Raw genomic sequence first — 20907 nt, 5'->3', positions numbered from 1 at the left:
TCTTCCCACACCACCACCCCCCGGGGCGGCGGTGACGGGGTAACAGGGTTACGGCGGTCATAGCGTGGGGGAAACGCCGGTCCCATTCCGAACCCGGAAGCTAAGACCCACAGCGCCGATGGTACTGCACCCGGGAGGGTGTGGGAGAGTAGGACACCGCCGGACATCTTTCAACGGCCCAGGCCCCGACAGCGAATGTCGGGGCCTGGCCCATTAACACCCCTGCGCCCTCGGCAAGACATCCCCGGGCTTCCACGCGCACCATCACCAGGACAACCCGGAACTGCAGGAGCGTCCAGTCAGGACCCGCCAGAGGTGAGCGGGCGTCCGGCCGGAAGGCCCCAGAGGTGAGCGAGCGTCCGAAGAGGAGGGCAATGGGTCTCGAGCCCCTTGCGTCGTTGGACGGTAATGTTGTTGCACATGGAGAGCCTTTTCAGTCACGCCGCGTCGGACTCCGAACCCCAGCCAGAGCAGTCCGGTGAGCTGGACCCCGTAGTCTGCACCGTCGTCGTGCCGTCGTCCGTGGCGCACGCTTTCATGGGCTTCACCGATCACCCGCATTTGTGGTGGCCAATGGAGGACCATAGTGTCTACGGCGTGGGCTCGCACGTCGAGTTCGAGGAGAACCTGATCGTGGAGACGGCTGATGACGGCCGTACCTCCGTTTGGGGAACTATCGACGATTGGCAACGATGCGCGTGGAGTCCAAGTGCACATGGACGTCCGAGAACGACGGCACCAGTAGACGGCCACGGCCTTCGACGACGGTTACGTCGCTAGCTACGGCGGCGCGCGCCGGGTCATGCGGTTCGACGCCGGCGATCTTGCCGTCCATGATGAGGACGTCGCTCAGCGCTTGCCCCCCAGGGTCGGACGGCGCGGATCAGGGTATTCAAGGTATTGCTCCCTTGATTGTTTGTATACCAAAAAAGCGTAAAGCACGTTCTCTGGGATGTAAATCACAAAGAGCGCAGTATTTGGGATACCAAATAACCAATCCGGGTATTCGCTAAGGGACTCGTCCGGAGGAGGGCCGAAGAGCCGTTTCTGCCCGTGTATGCTCGGGTGGAGCGTCGAGCGGCGACGTCCGCGCGGCTCCAAGGACAACTGCACTCCATGGACGAAGACAATGGGGAATGGAAGGGTGGCCAAAGCTGATGTCGGAAACCCTGAATGGCCGCGACGACGAGGCCCGCGCCGAACAGGTCTACCAGCTGGTTCTCGAGGGAATCGTTGCCGGGAAATACGAGCAGGGCGTGCGGTTGCGCGAGAGGGAGCTTTCTGAGCTCTACAACGTCTCACGAATCCCCGTTCGTGAAGCCATCCAACGCCTCGAGCAGGATGGCTTCGTGGAGACGTTCCCCCGCAGGGGTGCCGTAGTGCGCAAATTGACGCTCACCGACGTCAATGAACTCTTCGACGTCCGGCTGTGCCTGGAAACGTTTGCCGCCCGCATGGCGGCCGTCCGCGTCGCGGCGGGAGAGCCGGGCGGGCGCCTCCAGGAACTGCTGGACGACGCAAGGGAGGCGATCGACGACGGCCGGACTGACGACGTCGTGCGCCTGAGTGCGGCGTTTCACGCCGAAATCGTGCGGCTCTCCGGCAACCGGCTGCTGATCGAATCCGTCAAGCCGCTGTTTGGCCGCATGCGCTGGATCTTCGGGCTGGCCCACAACCGAAGCAACGAACTCCAGCGCGACGAGCACATGGAACTGTGCAACGCCATCCTTGGCGGTAAGGCAGAACTCGCCTACACCCTTGCGTATTCACACATCGAACTCGGACGCGAACCGGTGTTGGCGGGACTCGCGGAGACGCTGGAGCCTTAAACCCCGCGCTAGTCGTCCGAATCCGGGTATTCGTCCTGCTCGTACCGGGATTCCTCGGTTTCCGCTTCCAGGATCTTCAGTAACGCAGTGTCCGGATTGAGCATGATGGCTGCCTCGTCGCGCCGGTGGCGCAGCACGGTGTCCAAGTAGGACTGTACGGCTTCGGCCAAGGGGATGTGGCTGTCCTGCTTCTGGCTCATGTACCAGCGGTGCTCGAGGACTTCGTGGACTACTTCTGCCGGTTCCAGCTTGCCTGCGAGGTCGCGCGGGATGGACCGGACAATGGGCTCGAAGATCTGGCTGACCCAGGTGTGGGCGCTGATTTCTTCGTCCATGTCCGGGTTGTTGTCCGCCCGGAATGAATCCATGTCATTGAGCAGCCGGCGGGCCTGGTTCTCCTGGGCATCCAAGCCTGTGAGGCGGAGCAGCCGCCGCTGGTGATGGCCGGCGTCAACGACCTTGGGTTGAAGCTGGATGGTGGAGCCGTCCGCGGTGGTCTTGATGACATATTCCTCGACGTCGAAGCCGAGTTCGTTGAGGCGGCGGATGCGCGCGCCCACGCGCCAACGTTCGCCGAGCTCAAACGATTCCTTTTCGGTGAGTTCGGCCCATAGCCGGCGGTACGAGTCCATGATGAGCTCCGACGTCGCTACCGGATCCACCTTCTCCTCGATCAGGCCGCCTTCGAGCAGGTCCATGAGTTCACCGGCAATGTTGACGCGGGCAATCTCGAGATCGTACTCGCGCTGGCCCACCGAAAGATCCGGGTACAGCTCACCGGTTTCGGCGTCCACCAAGTACGCGGCGAACGCGCCGGCGTCCCGACGGAAGAGGGTATTGGACAGGGAAACGTCGCCCCAATAGAAGCCGATCAGATGCAGGCGCACCAGCAGCAGCGCTTGGGCGTCGATGAGCCTGGTGAGGGTGTCCCGGCGCAGCATCTGCGAGAAGAGCGCACGGTACGGCATGGAGAACTTGAGGTGCCGGGTGACCAGCACGGGGTTGAGCGGCTTGCCGTCAACGGTGGTCCGGCCGGTGATGACTGCAACCGGCTCGACGCAGGGAACGTCCATCCGGGCCAGCTTGCGGAGCATGTGGTACTCGTGCCGGGCAACGTGCTCGGACGTTTCCTTGATGGCGATGACGGAACCGCCCAAGTGCGCGAAACGCACGATGTGCCGGGAAATACCGCGGGGCAGGGCAGCGAGGTTCTTGGTAGGCCAGTCCTCGAGCGCGATGTGCCACGGCAGGTCCAGGAGCTCTGGATCCGCCGCTGCCGCGGTGATGTTGAGGGAGCCGATCACGCCCGCCGGTGGCGCGACGTCATTGGCGCTCGCGGCCTCGGTGCGCGGGAGTTTTCCGATCTGCGCGTAGTCGGTGGGTTCGTCATGCCACTTGGCACCGCTTTGCTCGCTCATGAGGTCAATTCTTCCGTATGGAGGCAGCTGTTAACGACGACGGCGGCCCGTCCACTCGGAAGGGCCGCCGTCGGTAGTGCTGTGGTGCTGGGCCCACGCCGGCAGGGTTCCCTGGCCGAAGCGGAGCGAGGTTAGGGTGCCGGTGGGGATTAGTCGCCCAGGCGCAGGCCAGTCTTGGTGTCGAACAGGTGCACGTGGCCCGACTGAGGACGAACGAAGATGGACTCGCCCTTCATCGGGGGACGGCGGCCGTCGACACGGGCCACGATGTCGTGGCTCTTGCCGTCAAGCGTGGTGTGGCCGTAGACGTAGGCGTCGGCGCCGAGCTCTTCGACAACGTCAACCTCAACTTCAAGGCCTTCGCCGGCACCAACGGTCTCAAGGTCTTCCGGACGGGAACCGAGCGTGACGGTCTTTCCGTGGGCCTCTTCGAGAACGTTGTGCGGAACCGGGTAGACTGTTCCACCGAACTGGACGCCGCCGTCGACGACCGGCAGTTCCAGCAGGTTCATGGCGGGGGAGCCGATGAAGCCGGCAACGAAGACGTTCTTCGGGCGGTCGTACAGGTTGCGCGGGGTGTCTACCTGCTGCAGCAGGCCGTCCTTGAGAACGGCAACCCTGTCACCCATGGTCATGGCCTCGACCTGGTCGTGGGTCACGTAGACCGTGGTGACGCCGAGGCGGCGGGTCAGGGAAGCGATCTGGGTGCGGGTCTGTACACGGAGCTTGGCGTCCAGGTTGGACAGCGGCTCATCCATGAGGAAGACCTGCGGGTTACGGACGATTGCGCGGCCCATGGCAACGCGCTGACGCTGACCACCGGAGAGCGCCTTCGGCTTGCGGTCCAGGTAGAGCTCGAGGTCAAGAAGCTTGGCTGCTTCGCGGACGCGCTCGGCACGCTCTTCTTTGGAGACGCCGGCGATCTTGAGTGCGAAGCCCATGTTGTCCGCAACAGTCATGTGCGGGTACAGAGCGTAGTTCTGGAAGACCATGGCGATGTCGCGGTCCTTCGGCGGGACGTCCGTGACGTCGCGGTCGCCGATCAGAATGCGGCCGGAGTTCACATCCTCAAGGCCTGCGAGCATGCGCAGCGAGGTGGACTTACCGCAGCCAGAGGGTCCAACGAGGACCAGGAATTCGCCATCGGCGATGTCGATGTTGAGCTTATCGACGGCGGGCTTATCTGTGCCCGGGTACAGACGCGTAGCGTTATCAAAAGTAACTGTAGCCACAGTTATCAATCCCTTCACCGGCAGGTACGTGCCGGACGATCCGTTGTGAATGGTTCATGTTTATTCAGTTGGACTCCCCGCCCTGGGCTGGGCCCGGGCAAGGGAGACTGAGTGACGCCGCACGGTAGTTGTGCGTCACATCACAACCAAGAGTATGGCAGCAGCTGGGGGTATTCGCCCAAATGTTACGAACGTCACATGTGAGATGAGTCTCCCGAGAGTTCGCGGCGCCGTTCGCGAAGGACCGCTTCCAAGAGTTCGGCGACGTGAACGGGGGCTTCGATGCGGAACTCGGCCTGGGTGAAATCCAGCCCGACTTTCACGCCGACATCGCCTGCGCCCAGCCTGGCAATCGCGTCTTCATCAGTGACATCGTCGCCGGCAAAAAGGATTCCGGTGGCGCCGGTGGCCTGGCGCAGGAAATCGACGGCCTCGCCTTTGGAGGAATGCACCACCGACGTTTCAAGGACGCGCTTGCCGTTCTTGAGGAAGACTCCCGGACGGCCTTCAATGAACGTTCGCGCCGCGGCCACAGCGTCTTCCGCTACGTCGTCTGCTGCACGCCTCGTGTGGAGTACGACGCCGGCAGGCTTGTCTTCGAGGACTGTGCCCGGAGCTTCCTGGGAGATTCCGGCCAAGACTTCGCGGACTTCGGCAAGGAGCTCCCTTTGTGCGTCGTCGAGCTGGAGTTCCGCCGAACCGGGGCCCAGCCACGCCTCCGCGCCGTGGCTGCCAATCAGCAGCGTGGCCTCGGGGGGCGAGGCGACCGCCCGCAGACTGGCCAATGCGCGCCCGGAGATGAGCGCCGTCGTCGTCCTCGGAAGTTTGGCGAGTTCAGCGAAAGCGGTGGCTGACCGCTGGAGCGGGCGCGCGGCGTCGGCGTGGTCAACGATTGGGGAGATGGTGCCGTCAAAGTCCATCGCCACCAAAAGATGACCTGTTCCGGCGATCCGGCGGACGGCGTCGAGCAGTTCAGGGGACAAGCTCAGAGGGGGAGTGCCCGCTGTTTCACGTGTCATCGCGTACCACGGTTTCTGCTAGGGCCGAGAGGAATTCGGCGGACCAATGATCGACGTCGTGGTCGAGGATTTGTTTGCGCATGGACTTCATCCGGCGGCGGGATTCATTCGGGGGCAGGTGAACGGCCCTCATGATGGTGTTCTTGAGCCCGTCGATGTCATGCGGATTCATCAGGAGTGCTTGCTTGAGTTGATCTGCGGCGCCCGTGAATTCACTGAGGACCAAGGCTCCCGTGTTGTTGGTCCGGGCGGTGACATACTCCTTGGCCACGAGGTTCATGCCGTCGCGCAATGCCGTGACCAGCATGACGTCCGCGGCAAGGTACAGGGCCACCATCTCCTCGATCGGGTAGCTGTGGTGGAGGTACCGGACGGCGGTGTTCTGCATGGTGTCGTAGCTGCCGTTGATGTGGCCCACGGTGCCTTCGATTTCCTCGCGCAAGAGCCTGTACTGACGCACGCGCTCGCGGCTGGGGCTCGCCACCTGGATCAACGTGGCGTCCTCCACTGTAAGCCGGCCTTCCTTGAGGAGTTCCTCGAACGCCTTCAAGCGGTGCGGGATGCCCTTTGTGTAGTCCAGGCGGTCCACGCCCAGGAGGATGGTTTTGGGGTTGCCGAGGTCCTGGCGGATCTGCCGGGCGCGCTCGATGATGTCCGGGCGCTCTGCGAGTTCGCTGATCTGGTCCACGGCGATGGAGATCGGGAAGGCCTGTGCGCGGGCAATATGCGTAATCTGGCCGTCCGGACTCTTGACATGGATCTGCTGCTGCTTGACGCTGGCGCCGATGAATCGGCGCGCCGAGCGCATGAAGTTCGCCGCGTCACTGGGGCGCTGGAAGCCCACCAGGTCGGCGCCCAGCAGGCCTTCGATGATGGCCTGGCGCCACGGCAGCTGGGCGAAGATTTCCGGTGGTGGGAACGGGATGTGGTTGAAGAAACCGATCCGTAGGTCCGGGCGCGCCTGGCGGAGCATGCTCGGCACGAGCTGGAGTTGGTAGTCCTGTACCCATACGGTGGCTCCGTAGGCTGCGTGCTGGGTGACGGCGTCGGCGAACCGGCGGTTGACCCGGCGGTAGCTGTCCCACCAAGTGCGGTGGAATTCCGGCGGCGCAATGACGTCGTGGTAAAGCGGCCAGAGGGTGGCGTTGGAGAAACCTTCGTAATAGAGCTCAATATCGTCGGTGCTGAGGTCAACGGGAACCAAGTCCATGCCGCTGTGGCTGAAAGGCTCAAGGGGCTCGTCCGGGGCGCCGTGCCAGCCCACCCACGCGCCGTCGGTCTTTGTCATCATCGGGGCGAGGGCCGTAACCAGGCCACCAGGAGAGCGGCGCCATCCCTCGGCCGCGTTATCCCCGCTGTCGCCGGGGAAACGGTCCACCGGAAGGCGGTTGGAGACCACCATGAAATCGTACTTTGCTTTCCTTGGGGCCTGCTTGCCCTCGGGTGCGACGTCGATTTTTTCGCTTGCCGGTACTTGCATTGCTGCCCCCTGGGGTTGCTTGTGACTCACATCCCACCCTACCGGCGGGAATCATCAAGGACACTTGCTCGTTCCTCAGACTGGAGTCCAAGACCCCAGCCCGTGCTGTCAGTCTTCTCCCGTAAACTGGCCCCGTTGCCATAGCTAGACCAACGACGTCGATCAATCACGAGGAACTGATGAGCCCCGCAAACGAACCACGCCTGTCCAAGGCAGAGCGCACCGCCCAGGCCCGCGAAAAGGCCCGCGAGATCCGCGAAGCTCAACTTAAGAAGGACAAGCGCAACAAGTTGCTCATCGGTTGGGGCATCGTGGTTGCCGTCGTGGCGATCCTCGCGGTGGTTGCCCTCGTGGTCACCCAGAACATTGCGAACAACGCTCCCATTGCGGACCAGGGCCCGACGCCGGCCAACTCCAATGTGCACGGCGGCGTCACCCTCCTGAAGGGCACCGACGTGACGAAGGCCGCCGCGGCCACGGTCAACCTGGCGGACCTGCCGTCCGCCCCGGCAACCAAGCCCGCCACGGTGACCGCTCCCGGTGCCGAAGCCGAGGCCGGCAAGCCGGTCAAGGTAGTGGCGTACATCGACTTCATCTGCCCGGTCTGCAAGAACTTCGAAGCCACGTACAACCAGCAGCTGACCCAGCTGCGCAACGATGGCAAGATCAGCCTCGAGTACCGTCCGCTCGGCTTCCTGGATGCCAGCTCCACCACCAACTACTCGTCCCGTGCAGCCAACGCCGCGGCCTGCGTCGTGAACTCTTCGCCGGACAAGTACTCGGCCTTCGTTGACCTGCTGTTCGCACGCCAGCCTGCTGAGGGTAGCGCAGGCCTTTCGGACAACGACCTCAAGAAGATGGCCACCGAAGCAGGCGCAGCCAACATTGACTCCTGCGTGGACAGCAAGACCTACCGGCCGTTCGTCAAGGTTGTTACCAAGGAGGCGGCGGTCATCGGAGTCAGCGGCACGCCTACGGTCTTCGTCGAAGGCAAGCAGTGGGACGGCAAGACGGACCTCCTCGCCGACCTGGACACCGCTGCGGCCGCGAAGAAGTAGACCGCCCTGCGGGATCTTGACGCCGGCCCGGGCGGTACTCGCTGTCTTAGGGCGGTGAGTACCGATCGGGCCGGCGTTTTGGTTTTGTCCGGGCCGGCGGGTGGGGGTCGCCGGGGGTGAGCCCGACGGCGGGTGGCGGCCGCCCCCCTGGACCCTGGCCCTCGTGGAATTTCCGTGGGCGGGAGGTCTTGGGCTACCCTTATCTAGCGCTCGTGCGTACCAGCTCCGGCTTGCCGGGGCACTTCGCTCCGGTCCGCCGGGGCACGCCTCCTTAGCTCAGTTGGCCAGAGCACCGCTCTTGTAAAGCGGGGGTCGTCGGTTCGAATCCGACAGGGGGCTCTTAGTTTGGCTTTGAGCCGCGGGTTTATTTCGCTGGATGGTCTGGTTGTGGGCCCATTTCAGCCGCTACTTGGAGCGCTTCGTCGGTTCGAACTCTGCAGGGGATCCAATGTGGTTCTGGCCTGCGGGTTTGGTTTCGTGGGTGACCCCGAAAAAGCCTATTATTCCAACCTTGCTCACCTTTAACTCACCTCAATCAGAGCCATCGCTTGGAGATTCCAGTCGCTTCTCGGCGTTTGGATTTGGAAATTTCGAAGCGGGGGCCCAGGGAGATAGAGGCGACTTTCCTGCTTGCCCGTAGAGATTGCTTGCTCTCCGCCCAACCCGAGCAATAAGGGACATGCGCGCTGTTCGTGGGCGGCTCACGATTTTCGGAAGTTATCGTGACCCGACGGTCGAGCCGCTAGGTGAAGTCGACGTCGAGCTGTCCTTGGGTATGCGCACGAGCGTCCAGAAGCTTGGCGAGTGCGCACGAGGCAGTGTTCGGAACCGCAGGCAACGCGCTAGAACTGCCGTTGTCCCGACGAACCTCCGACAAGAACCCGAACGCCGATAGGCACCCATATGTCGGCCGGCCGAAGACCGTCGCACGCCAAATATCGCTGCGAACGTTGAGCCGATCAGCGCTCCATTTCACAGGCCTGGCTTCTCATGACATTTGAATGCGTCGCGGTGGAGGAGCGTCGGGCCGTCGTGGCGCGTTCGGTCCCTGTTATCGAATCTTCTCAGCAGACAGTGGTCATCTTGCTAATCGGCGTTGTCTCTGTGGCTGGCTGTGAGGATGCGCAGCATGGAGCGGCGGGCGACGGCGATGCTTCCTCTAGCATCCGAAGGATCTGTGATCCCTTCCACTTCGGCAGCTTGTTTCCAATCTTCGACGATCGCCCGTGCCTGTGCGCATTCAGCCAGTAACGCTGCGGTAAGCGACCGCGGAACCATGTGGTCGTTCGCTCCCAGCCGGGAACTCCTTCTCGTTGCGAAGGTCCTGCTGAGGATGATCGCTTCCTGCTCGACGATACGGGCCTCAAGGAAGTCGATGAGTTTGGAGCCGTCTAGCGTTCCATCCCTGTCCATCCGAGGCGCTCTGCTATGCGGTTACGGGTCTGGTGTCAGATCGCCGGTCGCTTTGGAGAATCTCGGTCAGGTTCGGAGGGTTGGCACCCGCGCGGCTGACGGTGATTGCGGCCGCGCGGGCTGCTGCCTGGCCGATCCTTTCCATGGCTTTGCGGTCGAGCGAGTGCATGGGTGTGCTCAGGAGGCCCAGAATAAGGGCTGACATGTAGGAATCGCCGGCCCCGATGGTGTCGATTACGGTCGTCGGGACCGGTGGAATGGTTACGGAATGGGAGCCGGTGTAGAGACTGGAGCCGGCGTGGCCGGCTGTGATCGCGACCAACGCGGTGCCGAGTCCGAGAATCCGGTCAGCGACGGCGTCGGGTCCGTGGCCTGGGTACAACCACTCGGTGTCTTCGGCACTGAGTTTGACCGCGTCCGTAATCTTGCACCAAGTTTCAAACCTGTCGACGGTGTCGACTCGGTCCCCCAGGAGAGCGGGCCTGATGTTCGGATCGTAGGTGATCAGGCTTTCGTCTGATTTTGATTCGATGTAGGCGAAGAGTTCCTTCGAGCCTCGGGGATCGAAGCTGGCCACGGAGCCTGTGTGTATCAGGTGGTGTCGTGTTGGCGATGACGGTGTGCTGAAGGACCAGTGCAGATCGAACTCGTAGTGGGCTGATCCGTCGGCGTCGATCGTGGCTGTGGCCAGCGAGGTGGGGGCGGGGCCGGTCGAGGCGGGATCGACGAGAACGCCGGCCCTCTTGAGATGGTTGGTGATGGCACTGCCGCGGGTGTCGTTGCCGATTTTGGTGAGCAGTGAGGTTGGGACACCAAGCCGGCTGAGTCCCAGAGCGACATTCGCCGGGGAGCCGCCCGGGTGTTCCTTCGTTTGGCCGTTGGTGTTGACTGCATCGATAAGGGCTTCGCCGATGACAAGAACGGTCGCCTGTCCGGTGTGCGTCTCTGAGGTCATGGTTGTTGATTCTTTCTAGTTGCCGAAGGCGGTCTCCGTAATCACGGGATTCTGCGGAGTGGGATGTTGCGGTTCTGCGGTCTCCTCAGGGAAGACGGTGCGGCGTCAGGGTGCGGGGATGTGGTTGGGCGCGGTTGCTGGAGGGTAACCGGAAGAGGGCGTGGTCGGGGGCGTCCGCCTGAGAGCCTGGAGCTGGGGAGGTTGCAGGAGCCCGGTTGCTGACAGCGACAGGGGACCTTCGAGCAGCGGTAGCGGCACTGCGGCTATCCCTGCCCGGGAGGAGATTTCAAGTGTGCCGTTGTCAATGATTGCCCTGACGCGCGTCCCGGCTGGGGCGGGAAGGCGCACATCGGTGAAGTCATTGTTGTCCGGGATGTTGATGATGAGTTCGTTGTTGGCTTGTTTCAATGTTGCGAGTATTGTTTCGCCGGCCTTCAGTTGGACTGCGGCGTCGTCTCCTTGAATCCACCTGAAATCTGCTCCTGCGCCCAGGACCGCGTTGAAGGAACCTGAACTATCAGTGGCAAGGTGCGCCTCGACTGCGTAGGCTCCGAGGTCCTCATGCGGGGTCGCGATGAGAGTGTCATTTTCCAGGGTGAGGGTGTGGGGGATGCTTAGCGCGCTGGCCCATTTCCTGTCCGGGCTGATGACGCCGCGGATCCAGAAGATCATGGAGGGTTTTCCGTCTTTGTCCCGGAAGAATGAGGGGGCGTAGTATCCGGCGCCGTAGCTGAGCTGTTTCCAGGTGCGCGCCGTGAAGGTGCCGTCTTTGTAGCTTCCGATGCCGTAGGCAACATAGTGAAGGACGTCGTCTTCCCAGATTGATGTGACCAGAACGTGGGATCCGTCAATTTCGAACAGCTGGGGGCATTCCCACATGGTCCCGGTCCAGGCCTGGTCCCTTTCTGATCCGGGGCGTTGGGCGGCTATGCCGTCCAGTTCCCACCCGGCCAGGTCCGATGAGCTGTAGGAGATCGCCGCTCCGATACCGCCGTTGAGTCCGGCACCGACAAACATCCGCCATTTGTCGCCGTCCCGGAAGACGAACGGGTCACGGTAGGCCACGACGCCCAATTCCGGGGCACGGACGATTTCGGGACCCTTGGTCCAGCGGTTCCAGGTGTCATCGTTGGGGGTTGCTGTGCGGATGCTGCCGATGCCGATTTCTGGCTCCTGGACGGAGGTGTAGAACAACGTTGATTGGCCGGTGGCATCTGTGGCGATGGATCCTGACCAGATTCCGTCGTCCCCGTCTCCGGGGGCAAGCGCGATCCCTTGTTCTGACCAGCTGACCAGGTCGGGGGAGGTAGCGCGTCCCCAGTGGCAGTTGGATGCCCAGGTGCTGCGGCCTGGAACGTACTGGTAGAAGAGGTGGTAATTGCCGTCTTTCCATGTCAGCCCCAGCGGATCATTGATCCAGCCTTCGGTGGCGGTGAAGTGGAATTCGGGTCTGGGATCTTGCACGGTCATGGTTGTTCTTTCGTGTCTGGTCTGCGGGGATCTCGCAGGCCCGGGTCGTAGACGCGGAGGCAGTGTCGGGCGTCCCCGGAGGGCCGTCCGCAGTGTTTGTGTTGTGGTTCGCCTCTATTAGGAGGCTGGGGGTGCCACTGAATTCCTGATCACGAGCGGGCATGCCAGGAGGGTTGGGTGGACCGCGAACAGGCCCAGGTCCGTCTTGCCTTCGATGGCATCAATGAGGTTTTCCGTTGCCCACGCGCCCATTTCGTAGTGGGGGAGTGAGACCGTGGTCAGGGCGGGGTAGAGGTTTTCGGCGATGAGTTCCTGGTTGTCGAAGCCGACCACTGAAAGGTCCCGGGGAATTTTCAGGCCGAGTTCCGTGGCGGCCCGGTAGGCGCCCATGGCCATGCGGTCGTTGTAGCAGAAGACGGCCGTGGGCCGGTCCTTCCGTGCCAGGAGCCGCAGCGCGGCCTGATAGCCGCCGGGCACTTCTGAAGGTTCAGCCTCGACGAGATCGGCATGGAACGTCAGTCCTGCGTCCGAGAGCGTGTCCTTGAAGGCCCGCAGCCGGGAGTGGGTGGCCGGTACGTCGTCGGTGTTGTTGATCATGCCGATTCGCTGGTGTCCGGCTTCGATCAGGGTCCTGACTGCTGCGGTTGCTCCTCCGGTTTCGTCGGGGATCACTGAGGAGATTGAGTGGTTGGTGTCTTCTGAGTCCACGAGGATTGCGGGGATGACGTTCAGGTTGTCCGGGACGGCAATTTGGCGGTGGTACATCGTGGCGTACAGGACGCCGTCCACCTGGCGCTCCAGCAGGGCCGCGATGTCAGCCGTTCGGGACTCATAGGTGGCGGTGCTCGAAGTATTGATGATCATCAGGTTGTAGCCGCGGCGGCGCGCTGTTTCCTCTGCACCCAGAATGATCCGGCCGGCGTGGGGGGTCGTGGCGATTTCTTCGCTGATAAATCCGAGCATGCCTGAGCGTTGCGTGCGGAGGGCCTGTGCCATGCGGTTTGGGCCGTAGCCCAGCCGTTGCGCGGCCTCGCGGACACGTTCTCTCGTCTCCGCGCCTACTCGGGCGTAGACAGTGTTGTTTAGGACGTGGGAGACAGTCGTGACGGAGACGCCGGCTGCGGCTGCCACGTCCCTGATTCCCACTGACTTGTTGCTCATGTGTCTCCCACGTCCCTTATGTTGGCGTTGATGCTAGATGCGGTTTGTTCGTCCCAGAGCCCGTGCACGGGCCAGCGGCGGGGCAGCCGCCCTTTAACGGGCGGCTCGCGTGCTCGGCGTGTTTGCCGGTCTGGTACCAATACGCTACCGAGGAATTGTCGTTTGGGGCTGCACGACGACGTCGGACTCGGTCGGGTGATCGGTGACGGGGCTGCCACCCCGGTGCTGGGCGCACCCCGTCCGGCCTCTCGACGATTTCGACGAGCGCCTGACCGACGCTCAGGAACTTTTCCACAGCCGCCTTCTCTTTATCCGAGGTGGTCGAAGCGACCGTCGGTGACCCGCAGGCGCCCGTTCCCGCCCCAACCCACGGGTAGCGGGTCGGAAAGCGAGCCGATGAATGCCCGGTTCTCGTCAACGTGGTTGAACGCGAAGAGCCACCAAGCGCCGTCGCGGTCCTGGAGCAATCGGCCGGCGTAGAGCGACTCGTCCGTCAGGCGCGTGGCCTTGGTAATGTCGTAGGGACCGGTGGGCGACTCGACAGGGACCGACCACACGCCCCCGCGTTCACCGGATTCGCGCCGGGCCGCGGTCAGCTCGCCGTGCAGCGAGGAGAAGATCAGCACGTCCCGGTCGCCGATTGATGCAATTTGCGGCACCTCGAGGTGCCCGAAACCGGCGCCCGACTGCGAGAGCGGGGGCTGAACGGTCCAGGTGTCGAGGTCGGGCGATGTGGCGTGGCCGATCACGCCGCGGTTGTCGGGGGCACCTTGGTTGGAACGGGCGGTGACGAGCATGTGCCACCGGCCATCGTGGGCGAAAACCCACGGATCGCGCCAGGCTTCATCAGGCCAGCTGACGCCGTCGAACTTCTCGTACCACTGCGGTTCGGCTTCGCACAGGGCCTCGCTGCCGGCCTTGGTCCAGTTGTAGAGGTCCGGTGATTTCGCGACGCCGACGCGCTGGACGATCGCGTTTTCAGCGCGGGTAGTTCCGGTGTAGAACATGCGCCACATGCCCTCCGGGTCCCTGACAATGGATCCGGTCCACGTGGTGTAATCGTCGAAAGCAGGCTGGTCCGACGCGATCAGCGCATCGGCGACCTCGTGCCAGGCGTGCAAGTCTTGGGAGACGGCGTGGCCGACGGTGACGTGGAAGTGGCGGCGATCGGGATCCCCCAGCGCGCGGGATGCCTTCAGGTAGAAGGCGTGGTAAAGATCGCCGTCGTCGGCGAACCACGTGTCCCAGGTCCAGGCGTCGGAAAGAACATACGACATTGATTTTCGGCCTTTCGGGTCGGGGCTAAGGGGTGGCCGACGGTACGTCGATGGGTGATACAAGTGCATGTGCCGCCTCGAAACCGACCGTGGGTGTGGCCCTGAGGGCGTTAACAGCCCTGTCTGCGATAACTTGGGCGTCACTTCCGGAATCAAGGATCGTATTCCGGGCTGATGCGGAATCGACCAGGACGGCCGTAACGGCGAGGGCGTCCGAAGCCTCGGTCGTCAACAGAGCGTCCACCTGAGCGGAGAAGCAGTCGTCACTTGATTTGGCGTGAACGTCCATCGCCACCACGTGGTTGTTGGAAACGAAGTTGCCACCCCCCGCCATCAGCCGGATGATGACAGGCGTCGCACCTGTCGGCCGGATGCTCTGCGAGTCGATGATCTCGGAGAAGTGGTTGCCAATGACGGAGTTGTTGCTGCCGCTGACACGGAGAAGTCCGTTGAGGTCGTTCAGTCCGTTGTCCACTCCCAGGAAGGGCGTCCAGGGCTCATGGTCACGCAAGAAGTGATTCGTGGCCACGAGGTTTTCCGAACTATTCGCTGCGAGAATCACCATCCCGGGGTAGAACGAATGCAAACGGTTGTTGGTGACGCTTGAACGCGTGACGCCGTCCAGATGGACACTGCTCGCGCCACGGGGGAAGACGTTGTTCGCGGTTATCAGGAGCCCGCCATGGTTCTCGGCGTAGATCGAGTGACCCTTGGGCCCTGCTCCGACCAGGTTGTCGGTGATCTTCGATGCCTGTCCCCACCCGCGGAGCTCGATGCAGCTTCCGCATTCGGCGATGAAGTTGTCATGAACGGAAAGCGCGTCCGCCTTGTAGATGGTGAGAGCGTTCTCAAGGTAGACGAATCCCATGCCGGTTACGCGGAATGAGTCATTGGCGTTTGCGACATAGATGCCGGTCTTGCCGTTGACGTAGGTGTTCTCGGGGTGCATCCCGGAGCCATCCGGGGTGAAGTGCAACCCGTCGATGCAGAAGTTGGAGAACTCGACCGAGCTGATCCGCGGGCTCCCGCTTCGCTCAACGTAGAAAGCGGCTCCCTTGGATTCATCCGCGCCTCCGGCGAGGGGAATGTCGACGAGAATGCGGCTCCCTCCGGGCCACAGCTCATGCAAGTCGGGCCATTCGTCTTCGGGGAGGTTGAACCGGATGCTCGATGACGTAAAGCCGTGTCCGGAGCCGTGGATCCTGAGGAAGCTGACGTCGATCACGACCTGCGTACGAAGGCGGTAGTCTCCGGGCGGAATGTAGATCACCGCGCCTGGCTTTCCTCCATTGTTCGCATCGGTGGCGGTCTGCCGGTCCTTGATGTCCGCGATGATGCTGTTGATTACTTCACCGACGTCCTCGGACGGATTGCCGACTGGCCACGTGGTCACGTCGTAGCAGTTGTTGCTTGACATAGGTTCTTCCCTTTGTGCTGTGGTTTCTCAGCCCTTGACGGCGCCGAGCGTCATGCCTGCGACGATCTTGCGCTGCAAGAGAAGAGTGAGAAGGATGACGGGGATCGAGTAGACGGCCGCGAGGGCTGTCATGGATCCCCAGTCCAGTCCGAACTGGGTCTGGAAGTTTGCGATGACCACGGGGGTGGTCTGGGACCGGACGGCGGTCATGAGCAGCGCGAACAGGAATTCATTCCAGGAGGCAAGGAAAGCGAAGATCGCCGTCACTGCGATGCCTCCGGAGACCACCGGGATGACCACCCGCCACAGGGCTCCGAGCCGGCTGCAGCCATCCACGGTAGCTGCTTCTTCCAGGTCCTGTGGGACGGCCTCGAAGAAGCTGGACATGAGCCAGATGGAGAGCGGCAGCGAGATGGTTGTGTGCGCGATGGACAGGGCTATCGGGGTGTCGGCCAGGCCCACGGAGGCCATCATCGACGCCAGCGGGATGCCGATGGCCACCGGCGGCACCATGCGGGTGACCAGCGCGGCCATGATGAACACGCGGCCACTGGCTGTCTTGTATCGGGTGATGCCGTAGGCCGCAGGGACGGCCAGGACGAGCGACAGCAGGGTGCTGATGACGGCGGTCTGGATGCTGTTGATGAACGACGCCGGCACTCCATTGCGGCCCAGGGCGTTGATGTAGTTATCCAGCGTCCATTCCTTGGGGAGGATGGTCGGCGGCACTGCAATGGTGTCGATCGGCGTCTTGAAGGACGTGAACAGCAGGTACAGGAACGGGAAGCCGTAGAGGACGAGCGCCGCGGCGAGGAGGATCCACAGGATGGTCCTGGTGCTGCGCTTGCCGGCTTCGAGTCCTTCACGATTGACGCCGCCGCGCCTGCGGCCTCCGCCGGCCGACGCCGGTTCCGTGGTGGTCTGAGGCGCAGTCGCTGTTCGGCTTGGCATGGTGCTCTCCGTTTGGTGCGGTGCCGGCGCATTGCGGTATGCGATGCCGGCGTGGCGTGGCCGGTCGGGGACGGCGGCCGCCAGCATGCCGCTGTCGTCGGGGGTCTGTGCCGAGCTCATCAGGTGTCCTTTCCTGGCCGCCAGATTGTGGTTACGGCGACGAAGGCGATGGCGAGCATGGCCAGCAGGTAGATGGTGCCCATGGCGCTTGCGAGGCCTGGGTCGCCGAAGCGGATCATCGTCCGGTAGATGAGCAGGCTCATGGTTTCGGAGGCGGATTGTGGTCCGCCGTTGGTCTGGATGAGGATGGTGTCAAAAGCCCGTGCTGCGTCGATGCCGCGGACCACCAGCGCCACGGCGATGACCGGCCGTAGCAGCGGAAGAATGATCCGGAAAAGCAGCGACGGTGCGCGGGCGCCGTCGAGCCTGGCCGCCTCGATGAGGTCTCCCGGGATGTTCTGCAGGCCCGCGAACAGCACAAGGCACATGAACGACGTCGTGAGCCAGATGTCCGGGACGGCGACGGAGAAGAGGACGATGTCCGGGTTCGACAGCCAGCCGATCTGGTTTGGATCCTTCAGGATGCCGGCCTGGCTCAGCAGGGTGCCGAGCAAGCCGAAGTTGTCGATCATGAGGAACTTCCACAGCAGGCCGGCCACGATCGGGGCAATCATGAGCGGGTACAGGAACATGGTCCGCCAGACCTGGGATTTCCGGCCCAGGGTGGTGAACAGGAGGGCCATGCCGAGGCCAAGGGTGAACTCGAGGGTCACCACCATCAGGGTGTAAGCGAGGGTCCGCCATCCTGCACCGATGAAGGCCTCTGAGGTGAAGGCCCGGATGTAGTTGTCCAGGCCCACGAAGTCGCGGGGGCCCCCGACGATCGGGGAAATTTTGAAGAAGCTGTCCGTGACCAACCGGAACAGCGGGTAGGCAACAAAGACTGCGAGGAACAACGCCGCCGGGGTCATCAAGTAAAGGGCGAAGCGGCGATCAGGGATGCGCACGGGATTCTCTTCCGCTGGTTGGGGCCGCGGCCGGCAACGCCATGGGCTGCTGCCGGCCGCGGAGTCTTACTTAAGGAGGGCCTGGATCTTGGACTTGGCGTCCGCCAGCAAGGTCGTGCTGTCTCCGCCAGCAACGGCCTTCTGAAGCATCGGAACCAGTACGGTGTCGACGATCTGCTGCCACTTTGCTGTTGCCGGACGGGTTGCCGTCGCGGGTGCGTTAAGTGTTTCGATCAGCGGTTTGAAGCTCTCGTAGCCGGGCTGGTCCTGGTACTTCTGGAAGGCGGAGACTCGTGCCGCCAGGCCAAGGCTTGACTGGATGGCCAGATCATTGTGGTCGAAAGCGCACTTGACGAACTTCTTCGCGGCGTCCGTGTTCTTGGTCGCCTTTGGTACCGAGAGGTACCAGGGGCCGGGAACACCGGCAACGCCCGCGGACCCGCCGATCATCGGGGCCGTTCCGACCTTGCCGTAGACCGGGGAGTCCTTGGGGATCTGCCGGTACGCGTGGGCCCAGAACTGGGTCATGGCTGTCTTGCCTTGGTTGAAGAGGTTCTGCGCGGCTGCCCAGTCGACCTGGGCCGCACCGGCCGGGGCGTCCTTGACGAGGCTGGTGTAGAAATCCAGCGCTTGTTTGTGGGCCGCATTGTCGATCACGACGTTGTGGTTGCTGTCCAGGACCATCGGCGATCCGGCCTGCAGCACATGGGCGAGGTACTCGGTTTCAACGCCACCCTTGACGTCCGTGCCATACATGCCGTCTTTGGTGAAGAAGGCGGAGATGTCCTGATACTGCTGCCAAGTCTTCGGCGCGGCGAGGTCGTAACCGTACTTGGCCTTGAAGTCAGCCTTGTTCTTGGCGTCCTCAAAGAGGTCCTTGCGGTAGAGGACTATCTCGGCGTTGGTCCACGCCGGCATTCCAATGAAATGGCCATCGACGTTGGCTTCCTTGACCAGTGAAGGGAAGATGTCCTTCTTTGCCTCGTCAGTGAAGAGCTCGTCGATGGGCTGCAGGGCGTCCTTGAAACTGGGCAGCCACACGGAGTCAAGAGCCGCAACATCGAAGGAGACAGTGCCGGAGGAGAACTCGCTGGAGAGACGGTTGAAGAGGCCGTCATAAGGGAGTTCAACGAAGTTGACGTTGACCCCGGTGTCCTTCTTGCACTGGTCGGCAATCGGCTGCAGTTCTGCATGGCCGCCTGCCTCCACCAGGACGTTGATGGAACTGCCGGCGGCGCCCCCGGACGTCGCGGGACCCCCTGCGCCGCATGCGGTCGCGGCCAGGATCACCGCGGTTGAAAGGCTGCCGAGAGCGGCAAGCCTGGAGATTGTTTTTCGAGAGGACATCGCTGTCGACTCCCTTTCTCGGGAACGGAATACGAAGACTGGATGATGGATGAAAAACCGTTTTGCCAAAACGACTTGGCAACAGATTACGCGCAGGGCGCGGCGGGTGTCAAGGGTCACAATTGAGGCCGGCGGCAACCAAAACTGAGACACGCCACCAGCTGTTTCACTTCCTAGGATGTGAACCTGCCCAGGAGCTTTTCGGAATCCGACAAACGTTCATGGCTTGACGGCGTGATGTGATGCGCATTACAGTCGCACATTGATAGTTATACGAATGACTTTTCGGCCATCAGCGGATGCGCGGCCCGGATTTCCGCACGGTTTCCAATCTTCCTGCCGGAGAATATCCCTGCAGCTGGCCGCAGATGGCCACGGATCGAAAGAAACCAAGGGATTGGACCGACGCATGAATTCCATCGACGCCCGTATCGGGCGCCAGCTGATCGTTGACGACCATCTGTTGGAGCACCGGTCCCTCGTGAGAACGTGGTTACCGCCCGCTCCCAGCGCAGGGAACCCGGTGCTGGCCCCTTCGACGGACCGCGATATGAATGGTGGCCGGTGTCCTGTGGCTGCCCCTTTCGACGACGGAATCCTCTATGACCACGAAATCCGCAAGTGGAGGGTCTGGTACATGTCGGGCTGGTTCGACCGGACCTCCCTGCGCAACTCGGTCGACGGCATTGTCTGGAATGACTCCGAGCCGAAGGAGCTCACTGGACTGGACTACGAAGAAGGGGGAGGCATTCTTCAGCGGGACGGCGTCAGCATCTGCCGCGACTACGCCGATGCCGAAGCTAAATACCGCATGCTGCGCTGGGTCCGACGCAGGACCCCGGATTTCGGCCCGGAAGATCTGCCGGCCCATTCAACGCCGGTAATCTCGGAGGGCGGTGAAATCTATTCCAGCGACGACGGTGAGCATTGGGTCCACGAAGGCCCTTCCGGTCCATGCGGGGACAACACCACCTTTTTCTATGACCCTTTCCGGCGGAAATGGGTCTTCAGCCTCCGCACGCACCTTGGGCCGTACGGCCGGGGCCGGGGCTGGCATGAGGCGGACGACTTCCATGGGGCGTCCCGTTGGTCCGAGGGTGATGTTCTGCCGTGGGTGGGGAGCCATGGTTTTGGCGCAGCGCCTCCCGTCGGCGATCTGCGGACACCGGAAATCTACAAGATCACCTGTATGCCATACGAGAGCGCCATGCTTGGAGTGTTCGCGGTGTACCGGGGGCCCTCCAACGACTATGCCGAAGCACATGGCCTGCCGAAAATCATCGATCTCTACCTGGGCATCTCAAGGGACGGCTACCACTACAACGTCAACCCTGAACCCTTCCTGGCCTCGTCCTTGGTTCCCGATGCCTGGGACTACGGATACCTCCACATGGTCAACGGCGGCATCATTCCATGCGGAGACGAAACAAGGATCTACTACACCGGTTTCTCGGGCGTCTCTCCCAGTCTTGGACGCCACATGTACGCGGGCGCTTCGATGGGTCTGGCTACACTGCGGCGTGACGGATTCTGCGCCCTGACACCCGGCCCCGACGGCGCAGGAGCAGTACAGACCAGACCCCTCCTGGTGCAGGGAGACCACCTTTTCATCAACATCCGCACAGGGGCAGGCGAAGCCGAAGCAACCGTGACGGACCTCGACGCAGGCGGGACCGAAACGCACGCCATACCCTCCGGCGTCGACAACACCCGCCATGGCATCCTCCTGGCAGGGACAACGGGCCGGAACCCACGCCATGTCACGGTGACGATCCGGCTTTCGGCCGACGCGCACCTGTACTCGTTCTGGTTCTCGGACGAATCCGGAAATAGCGGCGGATACAGCGCCGGAGGCCCCATCACCTGGGACTGA

General features: G+C 62.7%; 17 protein-coding genes, 1 tRNA gene and 1 rRNA gene. 5 read left to right on the top strand and 14 right to left on the bottom strand.

Translation table 11 applies throughout. From position 1 onward, the window contains the following. Nucleotides 1–49: 49 nt before the first annotated feature. Nucleotides 50–165 (top strand): 5S ribosomal RNA (rrf, locus tag OW521_RS10415). Between the two features lie 508 nt (nt 166–673). Here the strand turns inward: rrf and OW521_RS10405 are convergent. After that, nucleotides 674–835, bottom strand: coding sequence for a hypothetical protein (locus OW521_RS10405; RefSeq protein WP_268026138.1), 162 nt, complete (start codon nt 833–835; stop codon nt 674–676). A gap of 322 nt (nt 836–1157) precedes the next feature. Between OW521_RS10405 and OW521_RS10400 the strand changes: the two genes are divergently transcribed. Beyond that, on the top strand, nt 1158–1829 hold the full coding sequence (locus OW521_RS10400) for a GntR family transcriptional regulator (protein WP_268025171.1): 672 nt from the start codon (nt 1158–1160) through the stop codon (nt 1827–1829). An 8-nt stretch (nt 1830–1837) separates the two neighbouring features. On the opposite strand, the gene OW521_RS10395 is transcribed toward OW521_RS10400, so the two are convergent. From OW521_RS10395 to OW521_RS10380, 4 genes are all read right to left on the bottom strand, one after another. Next, nucleotides 1838–3247, bottom strand: a complete 1410-nt coding sequence (locus OW521_RS10395; protein ID WP_265981367.1) for a DUF4032 domain-containing protein — start codon at nt 3245–3247, stop codon at nt 1838–1840. Between the two features lie 149 nt (nt 3248–3396). Then, complete coding sequence (locus tag OW521_RS10390; RefSeq protein ID WP_265981366.1) at nt 3397–4479, bottom strand: ABC transporter ATP-binding protein; 1083 nt, start codon at nt 4477–4479, stop codon at nt 3397–3399. Nucleotides 4480–4673: 194 nt separating this feature from the next. Continuing rightward, on the bottom strand, nt 4674–5498 hold the full coding sequence (otsB, locus tag OW521_RS10385) for a trehalose-phosphatase (RefSeq protein WP_268025168.1): 825 nt from the start codon (nt 5496–5498) through the stop codon (nt 4674–4676). Further along, the gene (locus OW521_RS10380; RefSeq protein ID WP_268025814.1) at nt 5488–6978 is read right to left on the bottom strand and encodes an alpha,alpha-trehalose-phosphate synthase (UDP-forming); all 1491 of its coding nucleotides are present in this window, start codon (nt 6976–6978) and stop codon (nt 5488–5490) included. The genes otsB and OW521_RS10380 overlap by 11 nt, the downstream gene beginning before the upstream one ends. A gap of 179 nt (nt 6979–7157) precedes the next feature. Here OW521_RS10380 and OW521_RS10375 point away from each other — a divergent pair, with 179 nt between their 5' ends. Then, nucleotides 7158–8036, top strand: coding sequence for a DsbA family protein (locus OW521_RS10375; RefSeq protein ID WP_268025166.1), 879 nt, complete (start codon nt 7158–7160; stop codon nt 8034–8036). Between the two features lie 265 nt (nt 8037–8301). Continuing rightward, nucleotides 8302–8375 (top strand) — tRNA-Thr (locus tag OW521_RS10370). Nucleotides 8376–9122: 747 nt separating this feature from the next. Here OW521_RS10370 and OW521_RS10365 read toward each other — a convergent pair. From OW521_RS10365 to OW521_RS10325, 9 genes are all read right to left on the bottom strand, one after another. After that, nucleotides 9123–9449, bottom strand: a complete 327-nt coding sequence (locus OW521_RS10365; RefSeq protein ID WP_268025164.1) for a DUF6221 family protein — start codon at nt 9447–9449, stop codon at nt 9123–9125. A 13-nt stretch (nt 9450–9462) separates the two neighbouring features. Beyond that, the gene (locus tag OW521_RS10360) at nt 9463–10404 is read right to left on the bottom strand and encodes a carbohydrate kinase family protein (RefSeq protein WP_268025162.1); all 942 of its coding nucleotides are present in this window, start codon (nt 10402–10404) and stop codon (nt 9463–9465) included. Nucleotides 10405–10509: 105 nt separating this feature from the next. Beyond that, entirely contained in the window at nt 10510–11874 is a 1365-nt protein-coding gene (locus OW521_RS10355; RefSeq protein WP_268025160.1) for a glycoside hydrolase family 32 protein, read from the bottom strand. Between the two features lie 117 nt (nt 11875–11991). Further along, a complete protein-coding gene (locus OW521_RS10350) occupies nt 11992–13035 on the bottom strand; it encodes a LacI family DNA-binding transcriptional regulator (protein WP_268025158.1) in 1044 nt (347 codons plus the stop codon). Nucleotides 13036–13343: 308 nt separating this feature from the next. Next, nucleotides 13344–14312: a glycosyl hydrolase family 32 gene (locus OW521_RS10345; RefSeq protein ID WP_268025156.1), complete on the bottom strand. Its 969-nt coding sequence runs from the start codon at nt 14310–14312 to the stop codon at nt 13344–13346. Between the two features lie 25 nt (nt 14313–14337). Beyond that, the gene (locus tag OW521_RS10340) at nt 14338–15729 is read right to left on the bottom strand and encodes a NosD domain-containing protein (RefSeq protein ID WP_268025154.1); all 1392 of its coding nucleotides are present in this window, start codon (nt 15727–15729) and stop codon (nt 14338–14340) included. A gap of 27 nt (nt 15730–15756) precedes the next feature. Next, nucleotides 15757–16680 carry a carbohydrate ABC transporter permease gene (locus OW521_RS10335; protein WP_268025812.1) on the bottom strand — a complete coding sequence of 308 codons (924 nt, stop codon included), beginning with the start codon at nt 16678–16680 and terminating at the stop codon, nt 15757–15759. Between the two features lie 119 nt (nt 16681–16799). Further along, a complete protein-coding gene (locus OW521_RS10330) occupies nt 16800–17687 on the bottom strand; it encodes a carbohydrate ABC transporter permease (RefSeq protein WP_268025152.1) in 888 nt (295 codons plus the stop codon). Between the two features lie 66 nt (nt 17688–17753). After that, nucleotides 17754–19034, bottom strand: coding sequence for an ABC transporter substrate-binding protein (locus tag OW521_RS10325; protein WP_268025150.1), 1281 nt, complete (start codon nt 19032–19034; stop codon nt 17754–17756). Nucleotides 19035–19443: 409 nt separating this feature from the next. Between OW521_RS10325 and OW521_RS10320 the strand changes: the two genes are divergently transcribed. After that, a complete protein-coding gene (locus OW521_RS10320) occupies nt 19444–20907 on the top strand; it encodes a hypothetical protein (protein ID WP_268025148.1) in 1464 nt (487 codons plus the stop codon).

Origin of the sequence: Arthrobacter sp. MMS18-M83 (genome assembly GCF_026683955.1) — a bacterium.
GTDB lineage: Bacteria > Actinomycetota > Actinomycetes > Actinomycetales > Micrococcaceae > Arthrobacter.
The sequence above is the reverse complement of the archived record's forward strand: the minus strand, read 5'-3'. Positions and strand labels throughout refer to the sequence as shown.